At 36.7% G+C, this 25,341-nt stretch carries 30 protein-coding genes and 1 tRNA gene; 22 read left to right on the top strand and 9 right to left on the bottom strand.

Annotated features, from left to right (window positions below; all coding sequences use genetic code 11):
• The first annotated feature begins 50 nt into the window (after nucleotides 1-50).
• The 7 genes from R1T16_RS13130 to R1T16_RS13100 all read left to right on the top strand — a co-directional run bounded on the left by R1T16_RS13130 (nucleotide 51) and on the right by R1T16_RS13100 (nucleotide 5,341).
• Nucleotides 51-302 carry a hypothetical protein gene (locus R1T16_RS13130; protein WP_317501571.1) on the top strand — a complete coding sequence of 84 codons (252 nt, stop codon included), beginning with the start codon at nucleotides 51-53 and terminating at the stop codon, nucleotides 300-302.
• A 5-nt stretch (nucleotides 303-307) separates the two neighbouring features.
• A complete protein-coding gene (locus tag R1T16_RS13125) occupies nucleotides 308-1,276 on the top strand; it encodes a hypothetical protein (protein WP_317501570.1) in 969 nt (322 codons plus the stop codon).
• Nucleotides 1,277-1,478: 202 nt separating this feature from the next.
• Complete coding sequence (locus tag R1T16_RS13120; protein WP_317501569.1) at nucleotides 1,479-1,781, top strand: hypothetical protein; 303 nt, start codon at nucleotides 1,479-1,481, stop codon at nucleotides 1,779-1,781.
• 4 nt (nucleotides 1,782-1,785) lie between these two features.
• A complete protein-coding gene (locus R1T16_RS13115; protein WP_317501568.1) occupies nucleotides 1,786-2,142 on the top strand; it encodes a hypothetical protein in 357 nt (118 codons plus the stop codon).
• 46 nt (nucleotides 2,143-2,188) lie between these two features.
• Entirely contained in the window at nucleotides 2,189-3,154 is a 966-nt protein-coding gene (locus R1T16_RS13110) for a hypothetical protein (RefSeq protein WP_317501567.1), read from the top strand.
• 290 nt (nucleotides 3,155-3,444) lie between these two features.
• Nucleotides 3,445-3,858, top strand: coding sequence for a DNA mismatch endonuclease Vsr (locus R1T16_RS13105; protein WP_317501566.1), 414 nt, complete (start codon nucleotides 3,445-3,447; stop codon nucleotides 3,856-3,858).
• 109 nt (nucleotides 3,859-3,967) lie between these two features.
• Complete coding sequence (locus tag R1T16_RS13100; protein WP_317501565.1) at nucleotides 3,968-5,341, top strand: DNA cytosine methyltransferase; 1,374 nt, start codon at nucleotides 3,968-3,970, stop codon at nucleotides 5,339-5,341.
• 38 nt (nucleotides 5,342-5,379) lie between these two features.
• On the opposite strand, the gene R1T16_RS13095 is transcribed toward R1T16_RS13100, so the two are convergent.
• Nucleotides 5,380-6,297, bottom strand: a complete 918-nt coding sequence (locus R1T16_RS13095; protein WP_317501564.1) for a hypothetical protein — start codon at nucleotides 6,295-6,297, stop codon at nucleotides 5,380-5,382.
• A 666-nt stretch (nucleotides 6,298-6,963) separates the two neighbouring features.
• Here R1T16_RS13095 and R1T16_RS13090 point away from each other — a divergent pair.
• The 7 genes from R1T16_RS13090 (at nucleotide 6,964) to R1T16_RS13060 (ending at nucleotide 11,889) form a co-directional block, all read left to right on the top strand.
• A complete protein-coding gene (locus tag R1T16_RS13090) occupies nucleotides 6,964-7,194 on the top strand; it encodes a DUF2188 domain-containing protein (protein WP_317501563.1) in 231 nt (76 codons plus the stop codon).
• A gap of 21 nt (nucleotides 7,195-7,215) precedes the next feature.
• Nucleotides 7,216-8,487, top strand: a complete 1,272-nt coding sequence (locus R1T16_RS13085; protein WP_317501562.1) for a nucleotidyltransferase — start codon at nucleotides 7,216-7,218, stop codon at nucleotides 8,485-8,487.
• Nucleotides 8,465-8,947, top strand: coding sequence for a hypothetical protein (locus R1T16_RS13080; RefSeq protein ID WP_317501561.1), 483 nt, complete (start codon nucleotides 8,465-8,467; stop codon nucleotides 8,945-8,947). The genes R1T16_RS13085 and R1T16_RS13080 overlap by 23 nt, the downstream gene beginning before the upstream one ends.
• Complete coding sequence (locus R1T16_RS13075; protein WP_317501560.1) at nucleotides 8,940-9,965, top strand: CBASS cGAMP-activated phospholipase; 1,026 nt, start codon at nucleotides 8,940-8,942, stop codon at nucleotides 9,963-9,965. Before R1T16_RS13080 ends, R1T16_RS13075 begins: the two co-directional genes overlap by 8 nt.
• Before the next feature lie 284 nt (nucleotides 9,966-10,249).
• On the top strand, nucleotides 10,250-10,717 hold the full coding sequence (locus R1T16_RS13070; RefSeq protein ID WP_317501559.1) for a hypothetical protein: 468 nt from the start codon (nucleotides 10,250-10,252) through the stop codon (nucleotides 10,715-10,717).
• A gap of 27 nt (nucleotides 10,718-10,744) precedes the next feature.
• Nucleotides 10,745-11,326 (top strand): TIGR00730 family Rossman fold protein, encoded by a 582-nt coding sequence (locus R1T16_RS13065; protein WP_317501558.1) that lies wholly within the window; start codon nucleotides 10,745-10,747, stop codon nucleotides 11,324-11,326.
• Between the two features lie 83 nt (nucleotides 11,327-11,409).
• A complete protein-coding gene (locus R1T16_RS13060; RefSeq protein WP_317501557.1) occupies nucleotides 11,410-11,889 on the top strand; it encodes a hypothetical protein in 480 nt (159 codons plus the stop codon).
• Here the strand turns inward: R1T16_RS13060 and R1T16_RS13055 are convergent.
• The gene (locus tag R1T16_RS13055; protein ID WP_317501556.1) at nucleotides 11,870-12,829 is read right to left on the bottom strand and encodes a lysylphosphatidylglycerol synthase domain-containing protein; all 960 of its coding nucleotides are present in this window, start codon (nucleotides 12,827-12,829) and stop codon (nucleotides 11,870-11,872) included. The genes R1T16_RS13060 and R1T16_RS13055 overlap by 20 nt on opposite strands.
• A gap of 23 nt (nucleotides 12,830-12,852) precedes the next feature.
• Here R1T16_RS13055 and ruvC point away from each other — a divergent pair, with 23 nt between their 5' ends.
• The 7 genes from ruvC to R1T16_RS13020 all read left to right on the top strand — a co-directional run bounded on the left by ruvC (nucleotide 12,853) and on the right by R1T16_RS13020 (nucleotide 18,261).
• Complete coding sequence (gene ruvC / locus R1T16_RS13050; RefSeq protein ID WP_317501555.1) at nucleotides 12,853-13,404, top strand: crossover junction endodeoxyribonuclease RuvC; 552 nt, start codon at nucleotides 12,853-12,855, stop codon at nucleotides 13,402-13,404.
• 19 nt (nucleotides 13,405-13,423) lie between these two features.
• Nucleotides 13,424-14,761, top strand: coding sequence for a hypothetical protein (locus tag R1T16_RS13045; protein WP_317501554.1), 1,338 nt, complete (start codon nucleotides 13,424-13,426; stop codon nucleotides 14,759-14,761).
• On the top strand, nucleotides 14,761-15,894 hold the full coding sequence (hemW, locus tag R1T16_RS13040) for a radical SAM family heme chaperone HemW (RefSeq protein ID WP_317501553.1): 1,134 nt from the start codon (nucleotides 14,761-14,763) through the stop codon (nucleotides 15,892-15,894). The genes R1T16_RS13045 and hemW overlap by 1 nt, the downstream gene beginning before the upstream one ends.
• An 11-nt stretch (nucleotides 15,895-15,905) precedes the next feature.
• Nucleotides 15,906-16,670 (top strand): cyclase family protein, encoded by a 765-nt coding sequence (locus R1T16_RS13035; protein ID WP_317501552.1) that lies wholly within the window; start codon nucleotides 15,906-15,908, stop codon nucleotides 16,668-16,670.
• Nucleotides 16,667-17,020: a DUF4260 domain-containing protein gene (locus R1T16_RS13030; RefSeq protein ID WP_317501551.1), complete on the top strand. Its 354-nt coding sequence runs from the start codon at nucleotides 16,667-16,669 to the stop codon at nucleotides 17,018-17,020. Before R1T16_RS13035 ends, R1T16_RS13030 begins: the two co-directional genes overlap by 4 nt.
• Before the next feature lie 66 nt (nucleotides 17,021-17,086).
• On the top strand, nucleotides 17,087-17,455 hold the full coding sequence (locus R1T16_RS13025; RefSeq protein WP_317501550.1) for an MmcQ/YjbR family DNA-binding protein: 369 nt from the start codon (nucleotides 17,087-17,089) through the stop codon (nucleotides 17,453-17,455).
• 62 nt (nucleotides 17,456-17,517) lie between these two features.
• Nucleotides 17,518-18,261 (top strand): PH domain-containing protein, encoded by a 744-nt coding sequence (locus R1T16_RS13020; protein ID WP_317501549.1) that lies wholly within the window; start codon nucleotides 17,518-17,520, stop codon nucleotides 18,259-18,261.
• 35 nt (nucleotides 18,262-18,296) lie between these two features.
• Here the strand turns inward: R1T16_RS13020 and R1T16_RS13015 are convergent, their stop codons facing one another.
• From R1T16_RS13015 to R1T16_RS12985, 7 genes are all read right to left on the bottom strand, one after another.
• On the bottom strand, nucleotides 18,297-19,397 hold the full coding sequence (locus R1T16_RS13015; protein ID WP_317501548.1) for a DUF4407 domain-containing protein: 1,101 nt from the start codon (nucleotides 19,395-19,397) through the stop codon (nucleotides 18,297-18,299).
• A 164-nt stretch (nucleotides 19,398-19,561) separates the two neighbouring features.
• Nucleotides 19,562-21,250, bottom strand: coding sequence for a M56 family metallopeptidase (locus R1T16_RS13010; protein WP_317501547.1), 1,689 nt, complete (start codon nucleotides 21,248-21,250; stop codon nucleotides 19,562-19,564).
• An 11-nt stretch (nucleotides 21,251-21,261) separates the two neighbouring features.
• Complete coding sequence (locus R1T16_RS13005) at nucleotides 21,262-21,552, bottom strand: hypothetical protein (RefSeq protein ID WP_317501546.1); 291 nt, start codon at nucleotides 21,550-21,552, stop codon at nucleotides 21,262-21,264.
• Nucleotides 21,553-21,917: 365 nt separating this feature from the next.
• Nucleotides 21,918-22,241 (bottom strand): hypothetical protein, encoded by a 324-nt coding sequence (locus R1T16_RS13000; protein ID WP_317501545.1) that lies wholly within the window; start codon nucleotides 22,239-22,241, stop codon nucleotides 21,918-21,920.
• A gap of 178 nt (nucleotides 22,242-22,419) precedes the next feature.
• Nucleotides 22,420-22,791: a BlaI/MecI/CopY family transcriptional regulator gene (locus R1T16_RS12995; RefSeq protein ID WP_317501544.1), complete on the bottom strand. Its 372-nt coding sequence runs from the start codon at nucleotides 22,789-22,791 to the stop codon at nucleotides 22,420-22,422.
• A 145-nt stretch (nucleotides 22,792-22,936) separates the two neighbouring features.
• Nucleotides 22,937-23,344, bottom strand: coding sequence for a hypothetical protein (locus R1T16_RS12990; RefSeq protein ID WP_317501543.1), 408 nt, complete (start codon nucleotides 23,342-23,344; stop codon nucleotides 22,937-22,939).
• 146 nt (nucleotides 23,345-23,490) lie between these two features.
• On the bottom strand, nucleotides 23,491-24,879 hold the full coding sequence (locus tag R1T16_RS12985) for a dipeptidase (protein WP_317501542.1): 1,389 nt from the start codon (nucleotides 24,877-24,879) through the stop codon (nucleotides 23,491-23,493).
• 144 nt (nucleotides 24,880-25,023) lie between these two features.
• Here R1T16_RS12985 and R1T16_RS12980 point away from each other — a divergent pair.
• Nucleotides 25,024-25,105: transfer RNA gene (locus tag R1T16_RS12980), tRNA-Leu, on the top strand.
• Nucleotides 25,106-25,341: the final 236 nt, after the last annotated feature.

Raw genomic sequence — 25,341 nt, 5'->3', positions numbered from 1 at the left:
TTATATATTAGCTGAAATTATGTATAACCTTACAAAACTAATTTTGGTAAATGGAAAATTTAAGTAGTTCTGTTGTCTTTTGTATCCTTCTTTTCCTTTTGGCTTTTTTTGTCTTTATATGCTATGTTATTGCTGAGATGGCAAGACAGAGAGGCAGAAGTGGATTGATGTGGGTATTGCTATCGTTTGTATTCTCTCCATTTTTATGTATGGTGTTTCTTTACTTCTTAGGAGAGACGGACGATAAAAGAGAAGAATGGATTATAACTGCTGAACAAATTAAAATGCGTTATAAAAATTAATCGTTATGAAGTATATTATTATCATTGTTGTATCTGTGTTTCTTTTCTCTTGTGATGGTGTTTCTAATAGAAAAGAAGGAAATCTGTCTACTGACGGCAAAACTGCTTCTAAAGGCAGGGAGGGTGATACAGTAGATTTTTCTAAAACTAAGTTTACTGATAGAGGTGAAGAACTAATATACATCCGCAACTATATTGAATATAGGTTGCCTAAAGTGCTTATTGAGGCAGAACCAGCGAAAATGGAAGAAGCTCTTGAGGATTTAGTCGGAAGGGGTAAGGATGTGACCTTGGAAGAAGCGGCAAAATATACGTGGATGTATGACGGAGCATATAATCGTTTATGGTATTTGGTTACCCAGGACAATTTAAGTTTTGATGCTGTGAAGAAGATGCTGTATTCTTATGATACGCTATATCCTAAAGGGAAACAAAAAGCAAAAAAAGAAGCTGAAATTTTGCCGGTGATTGATGAAAAAGAAGTAGAAAGACCTCCGATTGTAGAAGGTAAGTATAATCCTGATGATGAAAGGATCAGGGGAGATTTCAACGGAGACGGTAAAGAAGAATATGCTTATCGTGTTTTAATTAAACAAGGTCATGGTAACCCGGTTGAAGATGGTACGCCCGATGAATATGAAGTGCATTTTTCGGATAAAAATATAGAATATGTAAAAGCTGATTGTTGTGGGTTTAGGATAATTAACGAAGGAGATTTGAATAATGACGGTTCTGATGAATTTAGTATTGCCCAAAACCCAATGAATGGATGTATAGGTACTTTCAGAACTTTTACTTGTAAAAGAGGTAATTGCTTTGAGCTAATTGAGCCATTTGTTTTTTATAGATGTAATGAATTGTCAATTGAGGAACTTAAAGGTTTTGTTAGTAGGGAAAATGGAGTTGTTTACTATCGTGAAATGAATCCTGATGGTGGACGATTGATAAAAAAAAGAGCTACTATAACAAATTGAAAAAAATGTTAAAACTAAAAATCATGCCCTCCTCTGAGGGTATTTTTTTTTTTTTGAAAATAAACGCCTGTAAATCTGTTACTTAGTTTTTATTTGTAGAAATATCACAAAATAGTTGCCTTTTTGCCTGACAAAATTTACGCTTACCCGCTATAACTATAATATGTAACGGGTAATTCCGCCCGTTTTAAATTTACATATTATGAAAAAATCAAGAGGCGAAAAGATTGAGATTAGTGCTAAAGTGTTAGGTGCTGTGTTGAAAACTAACTTACGAATTCAGAAAGCAAACGCTGAGCTTAAAGAACTACTGTCAGAACTATTGGAGAGACCCGGTTTGGCTAAAGAGAACCTGACTGTAAAACAGGTTAAAGATGAGTACGGAATTAGTCGCAAGCAATTAGACGGCTTTAGAAAAAAAGGTTTGAAGGTAATCCAAAAGAAGCCGAACGGGACAATATGGGTTAAGAGAAGCGAGATTGATAAGTTTTTAATGAAAAAATAAAGTCATGGAAAAGGAAATCATTTTTACTATATATGAAAAATCTATAGATAGATTAGGTGGAGACTGGGTTGAATATAGACCGAAGCGCCTTAAGTCTATGGATGAGAAATATATTTATTTTAAAAAAAAGGTTTGCGCTAATAAGAGTGTCACAGATATATTTTTGTATTTCAAGTTGCGATATAATATTGAGACGAAAGTTTTTAAATTAGTTATACGTGGCAATTTTATAAACTGGGTTTATGGTGGTCGTACGGATTTAAAACCATGGTTAATAAACCATGAAAATTGTATAAAAAGGTTGGCTATGAGAACCGGTCTGTCAGAAGAAATGTTGTGGAAAGCAAATCAGAAATTGTAAAGAAAATACCCGGTGCTAAAGCCGGGTTAATTTAAAATTTAGAATTATGATTGATAAAACTAAAGTTTATATACAGAACTTTGTAACGGTTTGTTTAAAGAGCTGGAAATACCGGGGCAATGGAAACTACCCCGGTCAAAAACTCTACACATTGAAAATTTATAATCCTGAAGTCGCAAAGAAAAGGTACGCGATATTGTTGTGTAAAGTTGTAAATGAAGACACGGGCGAAGAATTTATAATGTTTGAAAACAGCCTCCGCAAATGGTATTTTGGGCGTAATACTAGGCAAAATTTAAGACAAGCTCAATTCAACGATTGTATAAGATTGCTTAGTGAAGGAATCGGGGTGCGTGAAAAAGATTTGTGGAATGCCCGGGTAACAACTTTTGAGATAGGTATAAACCTTTTACTTAATAAGAAATTTAAAAATATAAATGATTGTCTGGTGAGGTATAGGGGTTTGCCTCGTGAAATTAGGTTTGGTTCTGTTTACTTTCATGGTAAAAAATTTAAGATAACGATTTATGATAAATGGAATGAAATTTTCAAGTCTAAAAAAATGAATATTTATCAGGAACGTTTTGCGGCTAATTTTCACTTAGTAAGAATTGAACTTGGAGTAGAAAAGATGCACGGCTTCTTCAAAGAAAAAGCGTCTACTTTAGCTGATATAAGGGATAACTGGGATGAGCTTTTTGCTAAGTTAGTTTGGTATATTAAAGGAATTGATTTTGTAGATAGGATTTCTCCAGCACTAAGTTTGGAAGATGTAAAAACTGTTGCCGACTTCTACGGTTATCATTTTTACCGGAGAATAAATAAAAATTTCTTTAAGAACCTATACAAGTTTGAAAAGCTAATGTTTACTCAAAATAATAAGTCGGGCGATATTGATAATTTTTTTAGTTCATTTGAACGTGGAATATCTAAGACGCACGATTTTAAAGTAGAGTTTGACTTAGTTTTAGATAAGAAAGTCGCCGATTTATATAATAAAGGTACTTTATAGTAAATACTTACTTATATAACTCTATAAATAGATTATAAGTAAGTATAAGTAAATTTAAGCGCGTTGGTACAAGCCCGGTGATAAATAATATAAATAGCCGGGCTAAGTACAAATGCATTAAGTTGAAGTAATCTTATTTGCGGATATATTCTTCTATTATCTTTCTATTGGTTGAAATCGTTGATTTAAGGCGTTGAATTGATATATGTATCTTAAGGGGCGCATTAGTGTTAAATAAGTTCTTATATCGCTTGTTTTCCATATCTTAGATTTTGAATAAATGAAGAAGGATGGATAGATGGTCAAAGGAGAAGCGCAGTGAGGTAATGTCTAAAATTAGGTCTAAAGACACTAAGCCTGAAAAGAAGTTAAGATCATTACTTTTTAGTAGGGGTCTACGGTATAGAATTCATTATAAAAAACTACCTGGAACTCCTGATATAGTATTCCCGAAATATAAGACTGTAATTTTTGTCCATGGCTGTTTTTGGCATCATCATGAGGATTGTAATGTTGGGCGTGTGCCTAAATCTAATCGGGACTTTTGGTACACTAAGCTATCCCGAAATATTGAAAGGGATAAAAAAAATCAAAACGATATTTTAAAATTAGGGTGGAAAGTGATTGTTGTATGGGAGTGCGAACTGAAAAAGCCTAATGATGAATTCATTGATTTGCTCATTTTAAAAATTCATTGTGAGTAGTCTGACTTCTATGTAAATATAGGGTTGTGGATAATTTTGCTAATAAAGTTTGATGTTAATTATTAATGTTATCTACATATTACTTTTCTTTACGATTAAATTATTGCTTATGATGACTTTTGGTAGTGTATGCTCTGGTGTCGAAGCGGCACAGTTAGCGTTTACAAGATTTAACTATAAACAATTGTGGAGTTCGGAAATCGCTGAATTCCCGTCTAAAGTCTTGGAACACCACTATCCACAAATTCCAAATCTCGGCGATATGACTTCAATTCCAAAAAAAATTTTAGAAAAAAAGATTGAAGCACCGGATTTATTTTGTGGCGGAACCCCTTGCCAAGCGTTTTCTTTGGCGGGTTGGAAAAATGGATTAGCTGATGAGAGGGGGCAATTAACAATTACTTTTATTGATATAGCAAACGCAATCGATAAGGTTCGAAAAGAGCAGGGTAATAACGAAGCGATAATATTATGGGAAAATGTAGAGGGCGTTTTAAACGATAAAACCAATGCTTTTGGTAATTTTATTGCAGGTCTTGCCGGATTAGATGATGAACTAAAGCTGAAAAAGTGGACTAAAGCAGGTTATTTAGAAGGGAAAACACGTAATGTGGCTTGGAGAGTTCTTGATGCTAAATATTTTGGACTACCCCAGCAAAGAAAAAGATTATTTGTGCTGGCAGGAGGTAAAAATTTTAGACCGGATTTGGCTCTATTTGAGTTTGGCAAGAAAGATTTAACCATTAAGAAGCGCACAAAAGCTAAAATTCTTCAGGACTTGTTTTCTGAGAATGAGCCGGAAGCTAATCAGAATTATGACAGGGTTTTTTATAAGGATGGACATAAAGTAGAAATATTTAGAGAATATACTGATTGCTTGTACGCCGCGTACGGAACCAAATGGAATGGTAACGCAGCTGCATATAACGGTTCGCTGTATGTGTCTCAAAATGATAAATTGAGAAGATTGACACCTCTTGAGTGCGAAAGATTAATGGGGATGCCAGACAATTATACTTTAATTAAAGGGAGTAAGGATACTACACGTTTTCAATCCATCGGTAATTCTTGGGCAGTACCAGTTATTTCTTGGATAGGGGAGCAGATTGAAGCCTATCGGAATCAGAAGCTATTTGTAAAAGATAATTGGCAGAATTATTTAGAATCTGTTGGAAATAATTTAGATGCGAAATTATATCTACTTGGAGACGTGAAAAGGATTTCGTCCACTCACTATTTGAATACAACTGCTTCACCGTATGATATGAAAGAAGGTTCTTTGGAAGAAGTAATCGAAGTTCATGGGATAAATGAGAAATTTTACTTGAGTTCGGCTGCTTGCTCTGGCATACTCAGGAGAAAAGAAGAAAGAAACATGAAGATGAACCCTGATTTGGAGAGAATCCTTCATATAAATAGTATAGAGGTGAAGGATGAAGAAGTAGTTAGCTCAAAAAATAGCTTAATTTATACTCGTATCTAAAAAGTCAAGAATAAAAAAGAGCGGTTTAACCGCTCTTTCTATTGCTGTAATTTTTCTGCTAATTTCTGTTTCCATATAGCTGTATCATACCATGGGCAACCGATGCATCCTGCTTCATCGTATTTATCCTTTCCGCGCCACTGCTCGTCACCTTCATAGAACCATTGGATACCCATAAAGTCCCCACGAATATTGTTTTTTACGCAATTGTCGCAATATCTTGATTTCCATAAATTTGTTTGGTTGGAAAGCAATTGGAATTTTTCTTTAATTAATTTTAAGCTCATGTCGTTTGGATTATCGCTTTCAGGTTTTCCCCAACGCTGTGAAGGAAACTTATGGTCAATAACAAGTTCTTGGGAAGTTCTTTTAACGTTAAAGCAAACCTCGTGAAGCCCCAACTCTCTCTTGATGCGCAATTTTAATATGTCTGACATTGGCTTGCGCAACTCGTTTCCGTGATCAAAACGTTGTTCTAATCTTGGTAGCATTACTAATATGTCATGCATTGTTGTTTTCCCGCAATTATTACAAAACCTCCTTTTTGACCCAATAATGTAGCCGAATCTTTTTAGTGCGCTTAAACGGGCAGATGGTTGAGGGTTTATTTCTGGAACTGGCCCACACACTCGACATTCCCACTTGCCTGAATGTAATGCGGCAAGTACCTTGTAGGTCTCGTTCGTATCTTTTTTTAACCAATGTGAATCACTTTCTTCAATCCACTTATTACGTTTAGAAGGATGAAGCAATTCGTAGTTCTTTCCGATGGAATCTTTAAAACCATCATCATCCAATTCTAGTCCCTGTTTTTCTAAGTACTTTGGAAGTACGCCTTGCCAAGTCCCTTCTTCATAATCAAATTCTACCTCTTGGTAAATGTCGCTTGTTTTTTCTCCGACGAAAAAGCCTTTTATAAGACGGATTGGGGATTTAGGAAATAGTTCTTCACTCATAAGTAAGAATTTGGTATTATATTGGTTTGTAAATGTATCACAAAAAGATATTTAATCCAATAGGACTCTTGAGCAGATATAAGAGCGAGTAGGTTGCTGGCACACTAGGTTATGTTAATCCGGAAAGACGAAATAATATAAAACCGAGTTTAGTACAAATGCAACCTAAAAGAGAAAATTTACCTGTGAGTTGTTTGTTTCGTGTTTGTTTAATGGCTCTAATTTTTGGTTTAAGCCAATTAAACTGTTATTTAAGCTTCTTCTCTATTAATTAAAGACTTAAGCTTTATATGCTTTGTTTGACTGTATAGACTTGCGTTACTGTCATGTTGTCTTAAAAATATGAGAAATTAGAATCTTAGTTGTTAAATGATTAGCACTGAAATAAGATTTTTTAACTGAAATTAAGGAAATTTTAAGCGAAATTTATGACATTTTGACGTATGCGTATGTTTTGGTATGTATTTTGGAAGATTAATATTAATAAAAAAAAGCCCTAACCTCTCACCGATAGGACTTTTTGAAACTTTGTTTGGATGGTTATTAGAATAGGAAACCGTCCTTATATGCGGGTGCAAAAGTATTACTTTATTTTAGTTATCCAAATCTCACTTCCTTTCTCGGTAACGTAGCTCCGTAAGCTATTAATTAAAATTCATTGTAAAAATGGAAAATTATCATTTAACCCATGAAGATGGAAAGTACAAGTTAACTAAAGAGAATGGAGAAAGAGCTTCTAAAGTTTTTGAATCAAACAAGGATGAGGCGATAAAGAGCTCTAAAGATTTTATTCAAAACCAAGGAGGGGGTTCTTTGAAAATCCATAAGAACGATGGAGGTTTTCAAGAAGAAAGAACTTATCCGAGAGCGAATGATCCCAAAAAAAGTAAAGGTTAATAAATAAAAAAATTAGTGCTTATGCAACAACTGTACAAAACTGAAATTAGTAAATTTTTAGAAGAGTTAGGTAAAGAACTTGATATTACTAGAACTGAATACGAAGGTATTGTAAAAAGCTATGGAGCTGTTGGAGATTGGTTGTCACACGAGGAATCATCTTTAAAGAAATATAGCCCTAATATATTGCCTCAAGGCTCATTTATGTTGGGGACTATTATAAGACCAGTTAATCCGGAAGAAGATATCGATATTGATTTAGTTTGTAAGTTAAATAAAAAGCCTGATTCTTGGACTCAAAAACACTTAAAAACTGAAGTTGGTAATAGGCTTAAATCCCATGGCGACTATAATAGAATGCTCAAAGATTACAAGGATGGTGAATACTATGATGAAGGTGGAAGAAGATGCTGGACTTTAAAATATTCTGATGCCGCCGGATACCATATGGATATCCTGCCTGCTGTAACCTGTAATGATTTGGCTGTGCTAATGGAAAGGACTTTTAGTGCCGACACCAACATAGAGGTAGATAATCTTGCTATTAGATTAACTGATAAAGAAAAGGATAATTACTCTAACGATAGTAATGTAGATAACTGGAACAAAAGCAACCCTTTTGGTTATGCGGAGTGGTTCTTTAGGAGAGCATTGATTAGTAAGACAAGAATGTTTTCTCTCAATGAGTCCGTTGATCCCGTCAGAGTTTACGAAGAAGAAAAATTACCACTTCAAAGAGTAGTGCAACTCTTAAAAAGGCATAGAGATATAATGTTCTCTTCTAAAGAATACGATTGTGAAAATAAGCCAATTTCTATTATTATAACAACATTAGCAAGTATGGCTTATGACAAAAGTCAGAGTTTGATTGATGCCTACTCTGGAATTGTTAGTAGGATGAGAAGCTTAATTGAAGAAAGACATAATCCTGAAACTGGTAAAACAGAGAAGTGGGTAGCAAATCCTATAAATAAAGAAGAAAATTTTGCTGATAAATGGAGTGAAGTTAAGCAAAAGCAAGATTATTTTTATAAGTGGCTTGATAAATTAGAAAAAGACTTGGCAAGAATGACACAGGGTGAAGGTAGAGGTTTGCAGTTCTTAAATGAATCGTTTTCCAATATGTACGGTAATGAAGTAACTAAAAAGGTTTTTTCTAATTACGGTAATAACAACACACTGTTAAGGAACCAGGGTCAAAGAGTAATGGCTCAAGGAACGGGTATGCTTGGAGCTGGCAGTGTTGGAGTTAAAGTCCCTAAACACGATTTTGAAGGAAATAATGGGGAGTAATTACTTTAAACGAAAAGCGAAGTTATTAGGTATGCCTGCCGCTCTACAATTAGCAGCAATTAAAAAAGCGTTTCCTGAAACTAAAGTGATAACAAAGACATGGAGTAATTTTGAGATAACTATTGATTTACAACCATCCCCTTTTAGCGAAGTTTATAAAATAAAGATAGTATATAAAAATAATTTGTTTGTAAAAATTTTTGTTGTAGATAAGATATTAGAGATAGCTCCTAATAGGAAAAAGCTCCCACATATCTATAACTCTAAAGAGCAACAGTTATGTTTGTATTCCCCTTCTAAAAAGGATTGGAAAGCAACTAAGTATATTTCCGATACTATAATTCCATGGGCAAGTGAATGGTTGTTTTATTATGAGTTATGGTTGCCATATGGTGAGTGGTATGGTGGCGGACATAATGAATATCCTAGTGAAATAAATACGATATTAACAGATGAATAAAGATAAATTTAAAATACTATCAATTGATGGAGGTGGGATAAAAGGAGTTTTTCCCGCCTTCTATTTAGCTTTGATAGAGCAAGAACTGGCAAAGAGGCAAGATGGTAAAACTAAAATAAAGGATCATTTTAATTTAATTACTGGAACTTCAACAGGTGGAATAATTGCGTTAGCTTTATCTCTTGGAATTCCAGCTAAGGAAATTTATGATCTTTATCTTAAGAATGCCAAAGATATTTTTGGATATAAAAAGAATTTTATTGGTAGATTATTTTATTCTTCTCACGAAAGAGATTTTTTGGAGAAATTAGTAAGAGATAAGTTTAAAGACTATTTTAAAGGTCAGGACCCAAAAATAAAGGATAGCCTGACGAATGTAGCGATACCTATCTATGATTTGATAAAAGGCAATCCAAGTGTAATAAAATCTCCCTATCATCCTAACTTTAAAAGGGACTTACATATACCAATGTATAAAGTTGCGATGGCTACCTCAGCAGCGCCGACGTATTTTGAACCCTATTCTTCTGATTATGTCGATTTAGAAAATATGGAAAGACCTTTTAGGAATAAAGTTGATGGGGGCGTTATGGCTAATAATCCGACAATAATAGGCTTGTTAGAAGCTGTTAAGGCATTTGGTAAAGAGTTAAAAGATTTAGAGATATTATCATTAGGGACTGGGTATAAAAAATTTACCGAAGGCGATTCTAAAAGAAAAAAGTGGGGATTAATCTATTGGATGATGAAAGATGATAGGAAAAGATTAATTGAGTTATTTATGCAAAGCCAATCTCAACTCGTAGAGAATTATATTAGCCTCCTATGTCAGGGAATAGATAAAACCGAAATGGATAATCCGAATTTCGTATATGATAGGATTAATGTCTTATTATGCGAAGATGATCTAATCGAAATGGATGAAAGCGATCACGACAGAATAAAAAATTTCGCTGAACTTGCTTTAGCTGAATTTCACGAAGGAGGGACTAGGATTTTAAGTGCTCACTTTTATTAGATTTTATTGGGTATAAAATGAATTATTCCCCTAATACGACCCCCGTTCTTTTTTTACTGTTATAAAGGCTTGAAAATAACATGATTATGGGCTTAGGTTCGAGTCCCGTCCAGACCGCCAGTTAAGGAGAAACAGCCTCGCAGATTTGCGGGGCTTTTTTCGCCTAAAATATTTAAGATAGTTGTGTTGTTTACGTTATGCTTCGGGCATAACAAGGTTTAGTAGTTAGACCGATGAGAAGCTTTCCATTAGATTGGAGGGCTTTTTTGATTTAATGACATTTCATGAATTTAATTTTCTTGGCAATGGCTTTATGGCAAATATCTTTTTTTATTGTTACTAAAAAATCATTAGAAGCCTATCCTCTTCCTGCTAAAGATGAGGAGGGGTTGTTTGACGATTCAAATTATTGGATCGAAGATTTTGATTTAATGCTTTTTGATGTCTTAAATGACTTTTTACCCAAGGGCGAATCATGGTCCAGGGATATTGTAATGTATGGAAATCTTGAATCGAACGTGTTTGAAATTGGTACAAATGCCCACAGAGTTGAATCGGTTTCTTTCAGAATAGATTTTACTTCTGATTATGAAGATATTTTAAGGGGAATAATTGAATTTTGTATCTTGAATAATCTTGCAATACTTACAACAACTGATCTGGAAATAGTGTCTTTAAATTTTGAAAGTGTAAATCAGCACATAATAAAGTCGCCACAAGTAATTCGTTACAATAGTTTTCTGTATAAGTAAAATTTATAGATTGAAAAAATGATGATTATGAAAAGGATTTCTGTGTTTTGCGGTTCCAGTTTTGGTACCGATCTCATTTTTGAAGAATATGCGTATAGATTAGGACAGGTATTGGCTCAAAAAAGCATTGGCCTTGTATACGGAGGTGCCAATGTAGGCCTTATGGGTGCAGTGGCGAATGGCGCGCTTGAAGCGGGAGGAGAAGTGATTGGTGTATTGCCGCGTTTCCTGCAGCAGAAAGAAATTGCACATTCCGGACTTACTGAGCTTGTTCTGGTAGAATCTATGCATGAACGTAAAACAAAAATGAACGACCTTTGCAATGGCGTGATTGCCCTGCCGGGCGGTTTTGGAACGCTGGAAGAGTTTTTTGAGATGCTTACCTGGGCACAACTGGGCCTGCATCAAAAACCTGTTGCAATTTTAAATGTAAACGGTTTTTATGATGCGCTGGTTGCTTTTTTAAACAATATGGTTGACAACGGCTTCCTGAAAGAAATAAACCGCGATATGCTTATAATAAGCAGTAATATAGATGAGCTCCTTAAGCTTATGGAAAACTATCAAGCTCCGCAGGTAGGTAAATGGATAAATAAAGAGACTATATAAAAACTAATTAAGCGCTACTGTAACGAAGGGCTTCTAAATATTTTCCTTATTTTTGGGCTTTACCTAAGTTTTATACCTTCTGAATGAAAAAAATTGCGGCTTTATCTATTCTTGTTTTTTTTAGTTCCTGCCGTTTTTTTGATGGGCAGGTACCTAATGAGGAAGAACTGCTTCAAAAACGCCTTAAAGAAATAAACTGGAAAGAGGTAAGCAGTTATCCGACGATAGCCGAATGTGACGCTATTATAGATAAACAGATGAAAAAGGATTGCTTTTTTGCACAAATGGTACTGCTTATCCAGCAAAAACTTGATCTTGATACTATTGGGCTGCTGTATCCTGAAATGGATACCATACAGTTTAAAGTAACAGTTTTTTCTAACTCCAGTCTTAAATTTGAGCCACAGATACCTATAGATGGCGCTGATCTTACACGAATAAAGGTAGACAGTATAATCAGGGCAAGGCTGGTAGATTTCCCTAAGATTGAACCTGCTCAAAAAGAGGGAGTTCCTGTCACTACCCAGTTTTTACTGCCGGTTATTATCGATATGACGAAGTAGGCTCTTCTTTCAAAGTCTTGAATGTAAATACAAAATAGCTCCCTATAGTTACCGGCAGCACTGTATTAAGCAGCCATATAAGGGTTGCCGTAAAAACGACTACCCATTCATTTACGCCTAATATCCCGAAGAAAAATACTGCCACACTGCCTTTAACGGCGAAATCCAAAAACTGAAAACTTGGAAGCGATGAGCCTAAAAAGTAGGTTGCGGCTATGGTGCTTATCATTATGGCGTAGGGCAATTGGATATCAAATAACAAAAACAAAAGGTAATACTGGTGTATAATGGTAAGGTAGCGCAAGATGGCTAATATTATGTTTTTACGGTGTACTTCTTTCGGCATGGTATTTAGCTTCTCTCCGAATTTCTTTATCGAATAGCCTTTTATCGTGATTTTTCGGGCGAAAGCCAATACGAAAACCAAAATTACAATTGCACTTAAGATTCCAAGCGCAAGGCTCCCCGACACTGCCGGATAGGTGTAATTGAAATAAAATAGTCCTGCGAGCCCTGCCACTACAGCAATGATAAGCTGTATTCCATTACATATCAGGTTCAGGAAAACAATCTCTCCGGCCTCACTCTTTTTGTAATACAGGGCTTTGGCGGCATATTCTCCTATGCCATTTGGTGTAAAGAGTGCAGTAGTTACTGCAGCCAATACCTCTTTTGCAGACCTGCCCAATGATATAGAATATAGTGCAGATACCAGGTTTTTCCATTTCACGATTTCTAAAAAACGGTTCATGAATGTAAGGAAGAGAATAACCGAAATGATGAGGTATGCACTCTGTCGCTCCAGCGTTTGGGCGAAACGGCTCCAGTCCAGCTGCTCGTTATTGGCAAGCCTGTCGTATATGAAATAAAAAGCCCCGCCTACTATCAAAAGTTTGATAATGACAACGAGGAATTGTTTAGCTTTGCGTGTTGCAGACATGCTGCAAAAGTAAAGAAAATACATTGGCAAACGAACGCATTATATTAGGTATAGATCCGGGTACGACCATTATGGGTTTCGGCCTCATTAAGGTTATAAATAAAAAGATGGAATTTCTGCAACTCAATGAGTTGCTGTTATCTAAATATGATGATCATTACGTAAAACTGAAAATTATATTTGAGCGTACCATTGAGCTAATAGATACCCATCATCCTGACGAAATCGCTATTGAGGCACCTTTCTTCGGTAAAAACGTGCAGTCTATGCTTAAGTTGGGCAGGGCACAGGGTGTTGCTATGGCGGCCGGGCTTTCGCGCCAGATACCTATTACCGAATATGAACCCAAAAAGATAAAAATGGCAGTTACCGGAAACGGAAACGCCAGTAAGGAACAGGTTGCCAAGATGCTTCAGCAGTTGCTGGGGCTTAAAGAACTTCCCAAAAATCTGGACAGTACTGACGGACTTGCCGCTGCGGTATGCCATTTCTTTAACTCAGGTAAAATCGTGGCCGGAAAAAGCTACAGCGGATGGGATGCTTTTGTAAAGCAGAATGATGGCAGAATAAAATAATCTAATTTATCTGTTAATAATGGGTATAGAGAGCTTTTTTGAATGGTTAAATGGAATTAACAATAAAGAATTTTATTTGAGAGATGAGCATACAAATTCTGAATTTAAAATACAGTTAAGTAAAGAAGATAATGGCTTGTGCTTTGAACTGGAATATCCAAATTTTAAATTGTTATATGATAATAACTCAAAATTTTCATTAAATGACGGTTGCTGTGAAATCCGAATTAATAATTATATAGAAGCTTATACAAGTTTACTAACTAAAAGAAAGTGCAGGTCTTACATATTTGAAAGTGTTAGTTTTAATTCCGAAATTGACTTTTACCACAAATATTATTCGAAGATTGATGGAGATTTATTTTACTTTTTTTTTCTTCAAGGAAACAGAGATAAGGTAAGTATCAAGATTGGCGAAGAAATTTATGGTCTGAGTATATATTTAAACCCATATTCAAAAGAAAGATATTTAGTAATTGAATGTTCGAATAAACTTACTTTCCGACAATTTAAACACGTAGCAAATAATATAATTGTAGGGATTGGTTTTATTTCGGGATATTATTATCGCTTAGAGGAACATTATTTTCAGTCATCAGACATTACTTTTCAATCAATAGATTTTTTCTGTAGGTTTTCGAATCAAAAGTCTACTATATTTGAACCTATAAGTAGTTATCCTAAAAATTATATTGGTGTAGAAATAAATGATGAATTACTAAATAAGTATTCTGGTCAATTGTCAATTGATAATTTCACAGATTTAATAAACTTTCTTCTTTCGAGGACTGAAATATATAGTGCAATCATTAATCTATTTAAAATATATAAAGGATATCCTTTGTTCACATTATCAATGCTGTTTGTGATTTTGGAAACCATATGTGTGCAAATTAACAAAGAGTGTGCCTCCGAATATCAGGATATGATATTAGTAAAACAAAAAGGTTTAGAAATTATTAAAAAAATACAATCTCAAATTTCGATTCGAGATTATGACGATCTATCTGAAGTTATTGATCAAGTTGATAGTAAGTTAATTGAAAACCTTATTAATTTTGAGAGAGCGTGTCAAGCGCTAGGAGTGAAACTATCTAATGAAGAGCGAAAAGTTTTAAAAAAGCGAAATGAATTATTTCATGGACGAATAATCCCTGTGATTGAAAATGTAAATTCGGAGGAAGACCATCAAAAAATTGAGTTAGACTATGCTTTTTATTCTGATAGGATTTATGTAATAATTGCAAAGCTGCTATTAAAGAAAATTAATTTTACAGGCTTTATTTTAAATCATCCTAAAATTAGAGAAAGAGAAACAAACAGATATCTTAACGAGAGTTACTTTATTAAAATATAATGGCCGGTATTTACATACATATTCCTTTTTGCAGGCAGGCTTGCCACTATTGTGATTTTCATTTTTCTACTTCCATGAAAAAGAAAGACGATATGGTTTTGGCATTAGCCAAAGAAATTACCATGCGCAAAAATGAATTTGCCAATGAAACCGTCGAGACGATCTATTTTGGCGGAGGGACACCATCTGTACTGACAAATGAGGAAATACAATTGTTGATCGACGCCGTGTACCAAAATTTTTCTGTAGGTTCAACTCCCGAAATTACACTTGAAGCTAATCCCGATGATTTATCCAGTGACAGGATAATCGAATTATCAAAATCGCCAATAAACAGGTTAAGCATAGGCATACAGTCTTTCTTTGAAGATGACCTCAAGATGATGAACCGTGCCCACAATGCTGCCGAAGCCGAAGCCTGCCTGGCCGAGGCGGTTAAGTATTTTGATAATATTTCCATAGACCTAATTTATGGTGTCCCGGAAATGACAAACGAACGCTGGCTGCACAATGTAAATAAGGCATTGTCTTTTGGTGTCCCACATATCTCAAGCTATGCACTTACAGTAGAACCAAAGACAGCGCTGGATAAGTTTGTTAAGAAAGGGATCATCTCCCAGCCAAGTGATGAAGCGGCACAGGAGCATTTCCTGCTCTTGGTAGATACGCTCGAAGCCAACGGTTTTGTACATTATGAACTTTCAAACTTTGGTAAAGAGGGTTACTTCTCAAAAAACAATACAGCTTATTGGCTGGGTAAAAAATACATTGGCATTGGCCCATCGGCGCACAGCTATGATGGCATCCGCCGGAGCTGGAATATTGCCAACAATGCGCTATACCTTAAAGGTATTGAAGAAAATCAACTGCCTGCCGAAACAGAAAAACTTACTCCGGCCGACCGTTATAACGAATATGTTATGACGGGCCTGCGTACCATTTGGGGTGTTTCGATACAAAGAATACACGATGAGCTGGGCAAATTGTTCAGTGATTATCTACTGAAGGAATCAGCTAAATTTATAAATCAGGGGCTGCTTGTTAATGATAACGGTGTTATTAAAACGAGCCGCAGCGGAAAGTTTTTAGCCGATGGGATTGCATCTGACCTGTTTTTTATAAATTTGGACTGAAACATATTTTCATGAAAGCAACCGTACATTATAATGGAGCAGCGCTGTCGGCTGATCTTACACTGCCTATAGATATTTCTATTCCGCTTACTAATAACGAAGACAACCCAATAGCCTGGTATCTTGATAAGCCGGTTATTAAGCCGGTTATAATGGGCGACTGGACAGGTAAAGTAAGCGAAGGATCGTCTACCAACTTTAATAATATCTTCTTTAACCCTCACGGACACGGTACACATACCGAATGCCTGGGGCATATAACCCGCGATTTTTACAGTGTAAACCAGGCTTTAAAACAGTTTTTCTTTACTGCCGAACTTATTTCTGCTACTCCTGAAACTCAGGGCGAAGACCTCGTTATTACTAAGGCACAGATACAGCAGGCGCTTAACGGCAGTAATCCGGAAGCTATTGTTATCCGTACGCTGCCTAACGAGACGGTTAAGAAGTCTAAGAACTACAGCAATACAAATCCGCCGTACCTTGACGAGGCTGCGGCAACGTTCATCCGTGAATGCGGTATAAAACACTTACTGATAGATCTGCCAAGTGTAGACCGCGAACAAGACGAGGGCAAACTTGTTGCGCATAAAGCATTCTGGAATGTAAAGGATGTTAATAACCTCAACGACGATGCACGCCACGATGCTACGATTACCGAAATGGTATATATAAACGATACCGTTGCCGACGGTAGTTACCTGCTGAACCTGCAGATCGCTTCGTTTGAAAATGATGCCAGTCCCAGTAAACCTGTTCTATATAAGCTATCATGAAAACACTGATTCAACTTGAAGAGGCTGCAATATTCGGTTTAGGTATTTTCCTTTTCAGCCTGCTTGACTATGCATGGTGGTGGTTTCCTGCATTACTTTTGGTACCCGACTTTTCAATGATAGGTTATGTTTTCGGTAATAAAGTTGGAGCATGGGCATATAATATTGCGCACCACAGGGCACTGGCAATTGCAATTTATCTATCAGGAATTTATTTAAATAACGAAGCAATTGCACTTACAGGCGTAATATTGTTTGCACATTCATCTATGGACAGGATGTTTGGCTATGGGCTTAAATATGAAAAAGGATTTAAATTTACCCATTTGGGAGAAATTGGAAAGAAGTAGTGAGATTATAGAATTGAGTATTAAGCCTTTTTACTAAGCTACTCAGTACCTAAGAAACTTTAATAAATGAATATACAGGCATTTTACGAATACTGCCTTTCTAAAAAAGGCGTTACTGAACATTTTCCTTTTGATGAAGATACTCTTGTGTTTAAAGTTGGCGGAAAGATGTTTGCCCTGTCATCGTTAAGTCAATGGGAAAAGGGAGAGGCATCTGTAAACCTGAAATGCGACCCTGAAAAGGCGCTGGAGCTGCGTGCTGACTACGAAGCCATACAACCCGGATTCCACATGAGCAAGGTGCATTGGAATACGGTTACTGTTGATGGTGATGTGCCTGCCAGGCTTTTCAGGGAAATGATAGACCATTCGTATGAACTCGTGTTTAAAAGCCTTACAAAAAAGCTTCAGGCAGAAGTTTTGGAACAACAATAATTAATTAGCAAATTAAACGGCGACTTTGTAACTTTGAACCTGTAATTACTTTGTAAACCAATATGAAAGAGCATATAAAAAATTTCCTGAACGAAGAGCAGGATCCTAAAGCAGTTGAAAAGATAACGTCTAAACTCAACGATATCCTTATGAGGGGCGAAGAGATAGGCTACATAGGTGTGCAGAAAAAACCGGCAATTACCGTTTTTCCTGATAGCATAGTGCTTACCAATAAGAGGATTATTATCTGCAGGCCTAAGAATCTTGGGCTGTCTATGGATTTTACAGATTACAGCTGGAGTATTATTCTTGCTACGTTTGTAAAAGAGAACCTGCTTGGTTCTGAATTTTCATTTAATACCAATACCGACCTTACAGTATCTATAGATTATATTCCTAAGATACAGGCAAGAAAGATAAATACATTTGCAAAAGAGCAGTTAGAAACACTTAAAGAAGCAAATGCAGCACCAAAAACCGAAACGTTTTTTGCAGAGCCATCAGTAGAGCAGCATCCTGTTGTGGAAGAAACTGCACCTGAAGCAGAGGAGATTGAAGAGGTGGAAACAGAAGAAGTAAACGATTATGCCGAGATTATCAGTCCGCTGTCACAACCTGTCGTGCCGGCATACAGCGAGCCTGCTCCTGTAGCCGAAGAAAAGAGCAGCAAGGATAAATCACTTTCTGAACTGAGCAAAGAAGAACTGTTTGATAAACTGCAGAATTATAAAAAACTGCTTGATAACGGTTTAATACTCCAAGGCGAATATGACGCCTTTAAAAAAGAGATATTAGCCTATCTATAATAAGAAATGCCCCGGTTATTACTGGGGCATTTTATTTACATTACGTCTTTCTGTTTATTGGAAAAACTGTCGGCCTGGAGCTCCAGTAGCTCAATGGCCTTTTTCTTCTTATAGTCATATAGACCGCGGTCTTCCCGTATCTCGGCATATACATCATCATAGATGCCTGCATCAGTAGTGCGAAGCAATTCACGCTGGTAGTTATTTTGTGCCAGGTTTGTTTTAAGCGCCATTTCAGCGTCTTCCAGCTTAAAGTCATATTCTCCCTTAGGTGAAAGCAGTTTCGCGATTATAGGCGATGTTTCTATCGCTAAGAAAAGTAGCATTATAAATATAGATGGCAGTGCCGGCAGCTTGTTAAGCGCATTAATACGCGCCATGAGTCCGTCAAAGCTGTCAATTATTGGGTGTGTTTCGGTAACTTTTTTGTCGAGGCCTGCCTGTAATACTGCTCCCTGTTTTTCTTTGGCAGCAATTTTCTCTAGGTTTGTTTTCTTAAGGGTTTCAAGTTCCTGTAAAGCGGCGTCGTGTTTAATACGCTTTTCGGCGTACACAGGGCCTTTGCCCAGTTTCATTGTGCCTTTAGTTCCTTCAGCTTCGGTTATATAAGTGCTGTACAGGTCATTCACCTCTTTCTCTTTTTTTGTGATCGCCGACTTTAGGCTGTCTACTTCAGCCTTGTTTTTATCAAGGTCGCCCTTAAAGTAATTGGCTACCTGTTTTTTGTTGGCAATGGCAAGGCTGTTCTTTTCCTTAAGCAGCACCGTGTCTATTTCCTTCTGGAAGATTTTTATTTCCAAAGGTTTGGATATCACTATGGCAATAATCATGGCGAGGATTATACGGGGTGTAGCCTGAAGGAATTCTTTACCAAACGTGTCGCGTTTCCTGATGGTTGAAACGATAAAACGGTCAAGGTTAAAAATAAGGAAGCCCCATACAAGCCCAAAGAAAGTGGCCGTGTATACATTGTCAAAAACAGTGTAAAGGGCATAAGAAGCGGCTATCCAGGCCATAAGTGCTGTAAAGAAAACCGTTGCGCCTATACCGGCATATTTGTTCTGCTCGCCGTTAGAGCAGCTGTAAACGAGGTCTTTGTCTACCCCCGAACAGGTAATGAAAAAACGTTTTAACATGATTATTTTGTTTTTTGATGATGATGATGTCTACAAAGATAACGTGTTTTTCATAATGTTGGTATAACCTGCTGATATGTTTTGTTTTAGGGTAACAAAAATCCGCCACGAGGGGCGGATTTCATTTTAACTAAAGAACTAATAAATATAGAATTGGTTGGTGGTTATACTTTGATATTTACGGTAATAGGAAGGTTGAATGATGCTCTGGCAGGTATTCCATTTTGTTGTGCCGGAATCCATTTTGTTTTATCCTCTTCAAGAACTCTTTTCGCTTCATTACCAAGTCCATATCCCGGATCCCTGAGTATTTTTACATTTGATACTGAACCGTCTTCTTCTACAATAAATGAAACGTATATTTTGACCATAAGATCTTTGTCTACTTTAGGCAGGTTAAATTTTTTGAGGATACTGCTCATGAGCGCATTCATTCCTCCCGGATATTCTGGAGTTGTGGAGGAGGTGGTGGTTTTTACTGAAGGCCCCTGATGAAGGTTAACTCCGGTTTCAGTTTCTTTATACTCCACAAGGTCATTATCGCCAATTGCAGGCAGTACAGCGGCAATTTTCTTTTTGTCCTCTTCAGTCAGTGTTCTGTAACCGATTTTTTCTGCTACATTTCCATTTTTATCGGTAAACCTGAATTTAGTCTTTTTATATTTTACATACGGGTCTTCCCTGTCTTCTTTTGCTTTAGCTGGTGTAGGTATTGCAGTTGTCTGCTCATCATCCTCCATTGTTAGGTCCATTCCAAACGTTATTGGTCCGTTAGCAACGACTTTCTTTTGTTTTTCATTGAGGTTTTTATACCCTGTCACTTCTGTTACCGTACCGTCTTTATGTTGAAACGTGAATTTTGTGTTTTTATAGCGGATATTTAAATCTTCACTGAACGCATCAGGATTTGCAGCTTTTAATGAATCGACTACACGGTCCGGCACAACCATTTTGTCAATTCTTGCCTGTGTTGCGGCATCAGTTTTTGGTTTGGTATGCTGTGCAACAGTTTCAGTACATAACAATATCATTAACCCTGTAACTACAGGTAGTATTGTAAGTTTAAGGATACCTGCTTTTGTTGTTGAGGTGGTTTTGGTCATCATAAGAAATCTTTTTTTAGTTAAGGAAAAAGTAAGATTGCTTGCTATGGAAAAAGTTGTGCCAACAGTAGCTTTTTCCAGCAGCAGGCTTTGGTAATAAATGGTGTTGGCAGTAGCATCTATAACCTTTTCATCGGCCAGGAACTCATGGTTAAGCTGTATGGCTTTTTTATAAAGATAGAGCAGCGGATTAAACCAAAATATGGTTTTGAGCGCTTCTATGAATAAAATGTCAAGCGTATGCCATTGTTTTACATGGGTATACTCATGCGTGTATAATTCGTCTTCAATCTTCTTTGCTTCGTATTCCTCACGGTTTAAAAATATATAATTGAGAAAGGTGTGAGGCAGTGTCTTTTGTTCCACTAATACCAGTTTTGCGCTGCCCATTGCAATTTTAGAATTTCCGGCAGCTTTTTTGGTAAAATGGCTTACATTCTTTATAAAACGGGCAATCAACAGGAGGGTCACGATGCCGTACAATCCCCAACTAATATAAGGCAGATAATCAATCGGTTGTTGAGATACTACGGTTACTGTGCCTGAAGTTTGTAAAGGTGTTGCAACCGAAGCTTCAATTTCTATTATGTAGGTTATAACAGTTACAAAAGGCAATGCCAAAGAAAATACCAGGGCGCTAAGCAGGTAGAACCTGTTGAAGCGGTGCATCTTTTCCCTTTCAAACAAGACGTGATACAGGCCTAGCAATACTGCCATTGTTATTGACGATTTTATAAGGAATTCGGTCATAACTAAGTAATTTAATGTTTTTTAAATCGGTCTCTGGTGCCTACCGGCTGCGGTACGTTTTTTTGCTGCATAGGAATCCATTTTGGAGAGGCCAGCATTACTCGTTTTATCTCTTCTACCAATAAGGGATCAGTACTTTCGTCCATGCTGACATCTGATATTTTACCGTTTGTGTTTACGGTAAAATCAATTACAAGTTCTTCAGGTATGTAAGACGCTTTTATATTAGAATAAAGGTATTCGGTAAACTTTTTTCTGCCACCAGGAAACTGCGCCTTTATGGTTGAAGTATCATTTTTCATCTCATCTGTGTATCCATAACGCCATGAACTGACCTCTACAGTTGTATTGCTGTCATCTGCATGCCCATTCCTCTCATAATTCTGCTTTTTAAGCAGGGGGCTGTCTGCTGGCAGGAGGTAGTCGCGAGCCTCATTGAGAATAGTTATTTTGTATTCCTTTTCAGGATAATGGTCTTTTAGATGTTCTATGTGCTTATTAAAATAGGCGTAAGTATAAAAGAAATAATGCTTTTCATTTTGAGATCTCTTACTTCCGCCACAGGCAAAATATTCTCTTTTATGTTTTAAGATTTCTTCCTTCGTTGTCTTTATATTGTCAAGAAAAAAAATGCCGGTCTCATTTGCTATAAATGAATTATAGTCGGCTAACTGTAAACCTCTTGCTTTTTCCTTTTCCGGAATGTTAGACAGGTAATATTCTTTTTCCTGTTAGAAAGCTTTTCATAAGGCTTATTTATAGAAACACTCGCAGGTTCATCTTCAATTATAATCCGGACTTCTTTAAAATACTCGTCTCTTCTTGCTTCTACAGTATCTGTTGGTTTGATTAAAGTATAGCTATCACAGTCATTTATGTGTCTATGCTCTTTTGTTGTTGCAGAAACAGGTGAATAGATAAAGGCTGTAAGGAATATCCCTAAAAAATTAAATGATAGATGCAAGCCGTGGCTGGTTGGTTTGGTTTTCATGGTAAGTCTTTTAGTTAGTGACGATATGAGGTGTTCTCTCAGTAACCTAAAGATAATGCATTGTTAAATGCAATCGACCTGGTAACACTTTTTGTAAGATTTTTAACCGTAGTAGTTATGCCGATAATTTTATTAAGCAGTTTAGTCATGAGTAGATTTGGTTTGGTTTAACAGGACATCATTTTTGCTTTTTCTGAATTTCTTTATCGATGATTTGTTTCAATTCTTCCAGTTCCGCAGCGCTCATGTCTGTTTCTTTGGTAAAGAAAGAAGCAAACTGCGCTGCAGAGTTATTAAAAAAACTCTTTATCATTCCGTTCATCTGTTTAGAAAAGTAATCAGCTTTTTCTACCATGGGGAAATATTCCCTTGACTTGCCATATTCTTTGTAGCCTACAAATCCTTTATCTGCCATGCGCTTTAAAAGGGTAGCTACAGTTGTTGTTGCGGGTTTAGGATCAGGAAAGGCATCAAGCAGGTCTTTCATGAATGCTTTTTCCTGTTTCCATAAATACTGCATAAGATGTTCTTCTGTTTTTGTCAATTGCATTTGCTCTACATTTTTAGAGTTGTTTCTACAAATGTAGAGTAAAAAATAATACGTTCGACACTGGTAATAAAAAAAATTCCGATTTTTTTTAATCGGATGTTCTTGTTTTTAGATAGTTAGGGTAATTCTATTATGATTTTTTCCTTTATTTATCAATGTTTTTAGTTTTAATACTGTCTTGCGTTTCTGTATGAAGGCTATTCTTTTCTTTTACGTATTTTATAGGCTCCGGCTCAAGTTTGTTATTATTTCCTCCTAACTTTTCGTTTGAACTTATAATCCTAAAGGCTATGGGTTCGGGTTTAAGAGCGTCTTTTGTTTTATAATTAAACGTTTTATGACCGGGTGCCTTGACTATGATTTGGATACCGGGTCTGTCTTTGTATTGTTCTACAGTTTCATTTATTAGTGCGTCAAAATCCTGATCACTCGTTTTGCCTGACGTTATAATAATCCTTTTTTCGGTGATCACAGTTTTGATTGATGGTTTATTAGTTTGTGCATGACATAAGGCAGTAAAAGCCAAAAATGTAATAAGCATGAAATTTTTCATAATGATAAGTTTTACGGTTATCATTGTAAGATGCCTACTATAGAGTAAAGGTTGGGACAGGTACAAAAAAATCCGCCACAATGGGCGGATTTAATTTTATATATATGAAGGGGCTGACAACTATTAACCATCAACCGTCAACAGTACTATTTCGACATTTCAGTAAAATGCTTGTAGAATAATGGAATGGTCTCAATGCCCTTAAGATAATTGAATACACCAAAATGCTCGTTAGGCGAGTGGATGGCATCACTGTCAAGGCCAAAGCCCATCATGATGGTTTTGCTCTTAAGTTCTTTTTCAAAAAGCGCAACTATAGGGATACTTCCACCAGAGCGTACCGGTATCGGCTTAATGCCAAAGCTTTCTTCATAAGCAGCGGCAGCAGCACGGTAGCCAACACTGTCAATCGGAGTAACATAAGCCTGTCCTCCGTGATGAGGTGTAACTTTTACGGTTACGCCTTTAGGAGCAATACTCTCAAAATGTTTGGTAAACTGCTCAGTAATTTCTTTCCAGTCCTGATCCGGAACTAAACGCATTGATATTTTAGCGAATGCTTTGCTGGCAATAACGGTTTTAGCGCCTTCGCCTGTATAGCCGCCCCAAATGCCGTTCACATCAAGTGTAGGGCGTATAGAGTTTCTTTCGTTAGTTGTGTAAGTAGCTTCTCCGTAAACATCTTCTATATTAAGGGCTTTTTTATAAGCGTCAAGAGAGAATGGCGCTTTTGCCATCTCGTCTCTTTCTTCGCGCGAAAGCTCTTCAACCCTGTCATAAAATCCCGGAATTGTTATATGGTTGTTTTCGTCATGAAGCTGAGCGATCATCTTAGCAAGAATATTGATAGGGTTAGCCACAGCGCCACCGTAAAGTCCTGAGTGAAGGTCACGGTTTGGGCCGGTAACCTCAACCTCTACATAGCTAAGTCCGCGAAGGCCTGTAGTGATAGACGGCTGCTGGTTAGAGATCATTCCTGTATCAGAGATAAGGATAACATCATTCTTAAGTTTTTCCTGGTTGCGTTCTACAAACCAGCTAAGGCTTGGTGATCCTACTTCTTCCTCACCTTCTATCATGAACTTAACGTTACAAGGAAGGTTATTGTTGGCAATCATATACTCAAACGCTTTTACGTGCATGTACATCTGGCCTTTATCGTCGCACGCGCCACGGGCAAATATTGCGCCGTCAGGGTGAAGTTCTGTTTTTTTGATAACCGGTTCAAATGGCGGCGATGTCCATAATTCAATTGGGTCTGCCGGCTGTACATCGTAGTGTCCGTACACTAATACCGTAGGCAGGGCAGGGTCAATATTTTTCTCGCCATACACAATGGGGTAGCCAGGTGTTTCGCAAAGCTCCACAAAATCGCAGCCTGCTTTTTCAAGGCTCGCTTTAACTGCTTCGGCAGTATTTATTACATCTTGCGAGTAAGCGCTGTCAGCACTAACTGATGGTGATTTAAGCAGTTCTATAAGTTCATCCAGGAATCGCTGTTTATTTTCCTGAACGTAGTTTTTTATGTTATCCATTATAAATTAGTGATATACGATTGAAGGACAAAAATACAGAAAAAATAATTTTAATTTTTTGTAGAATTTACTTTGAAACTTCAAAAACAGTCGTATATTTGCACCCGTAATAATGAAACAAATTATCGGTTTTATTATCAACCTGCGGGTGTGGTGAAATTGGTAGACACGCCAGACTTAGGATCTGGTGCCTCACGGTGTGAAGGTTCGAGTCCTTTCACCCGCACAACTTAAAAACCTCTGATGTCTCAGAGGTTTTTTTATGCTCTTTATTTTCTTTCGCAGTAAAAAATCTTTGCTTACTTGCTGTTTTTACTTTGAAGTTTAAAAACTAATCGTATATTTGCACCCTCTTAATGAAACAACTATTCAGTTTTGTTATCAGCCTGCGGGTGTGGTGAAATTGGTAGACACGCCAGACTTAGGATCTGGTGCCTCACGGTGTGAAGGTTCGAGTCCTTT

The organism is Flavobacterium sp. DG1-102-2 (assembly GCF_033042555.1).
Taxonomy (GTDB): Bacteria; Bacteroidota; Bacteroidia; order Flavobacteriales; family Flavobacteriaceae; genus Flavobacterium.
Note: the sequence above shows the minus strand (reverse complement) of the source record. Positions and strands in the feature narration are given on the sequence as shown.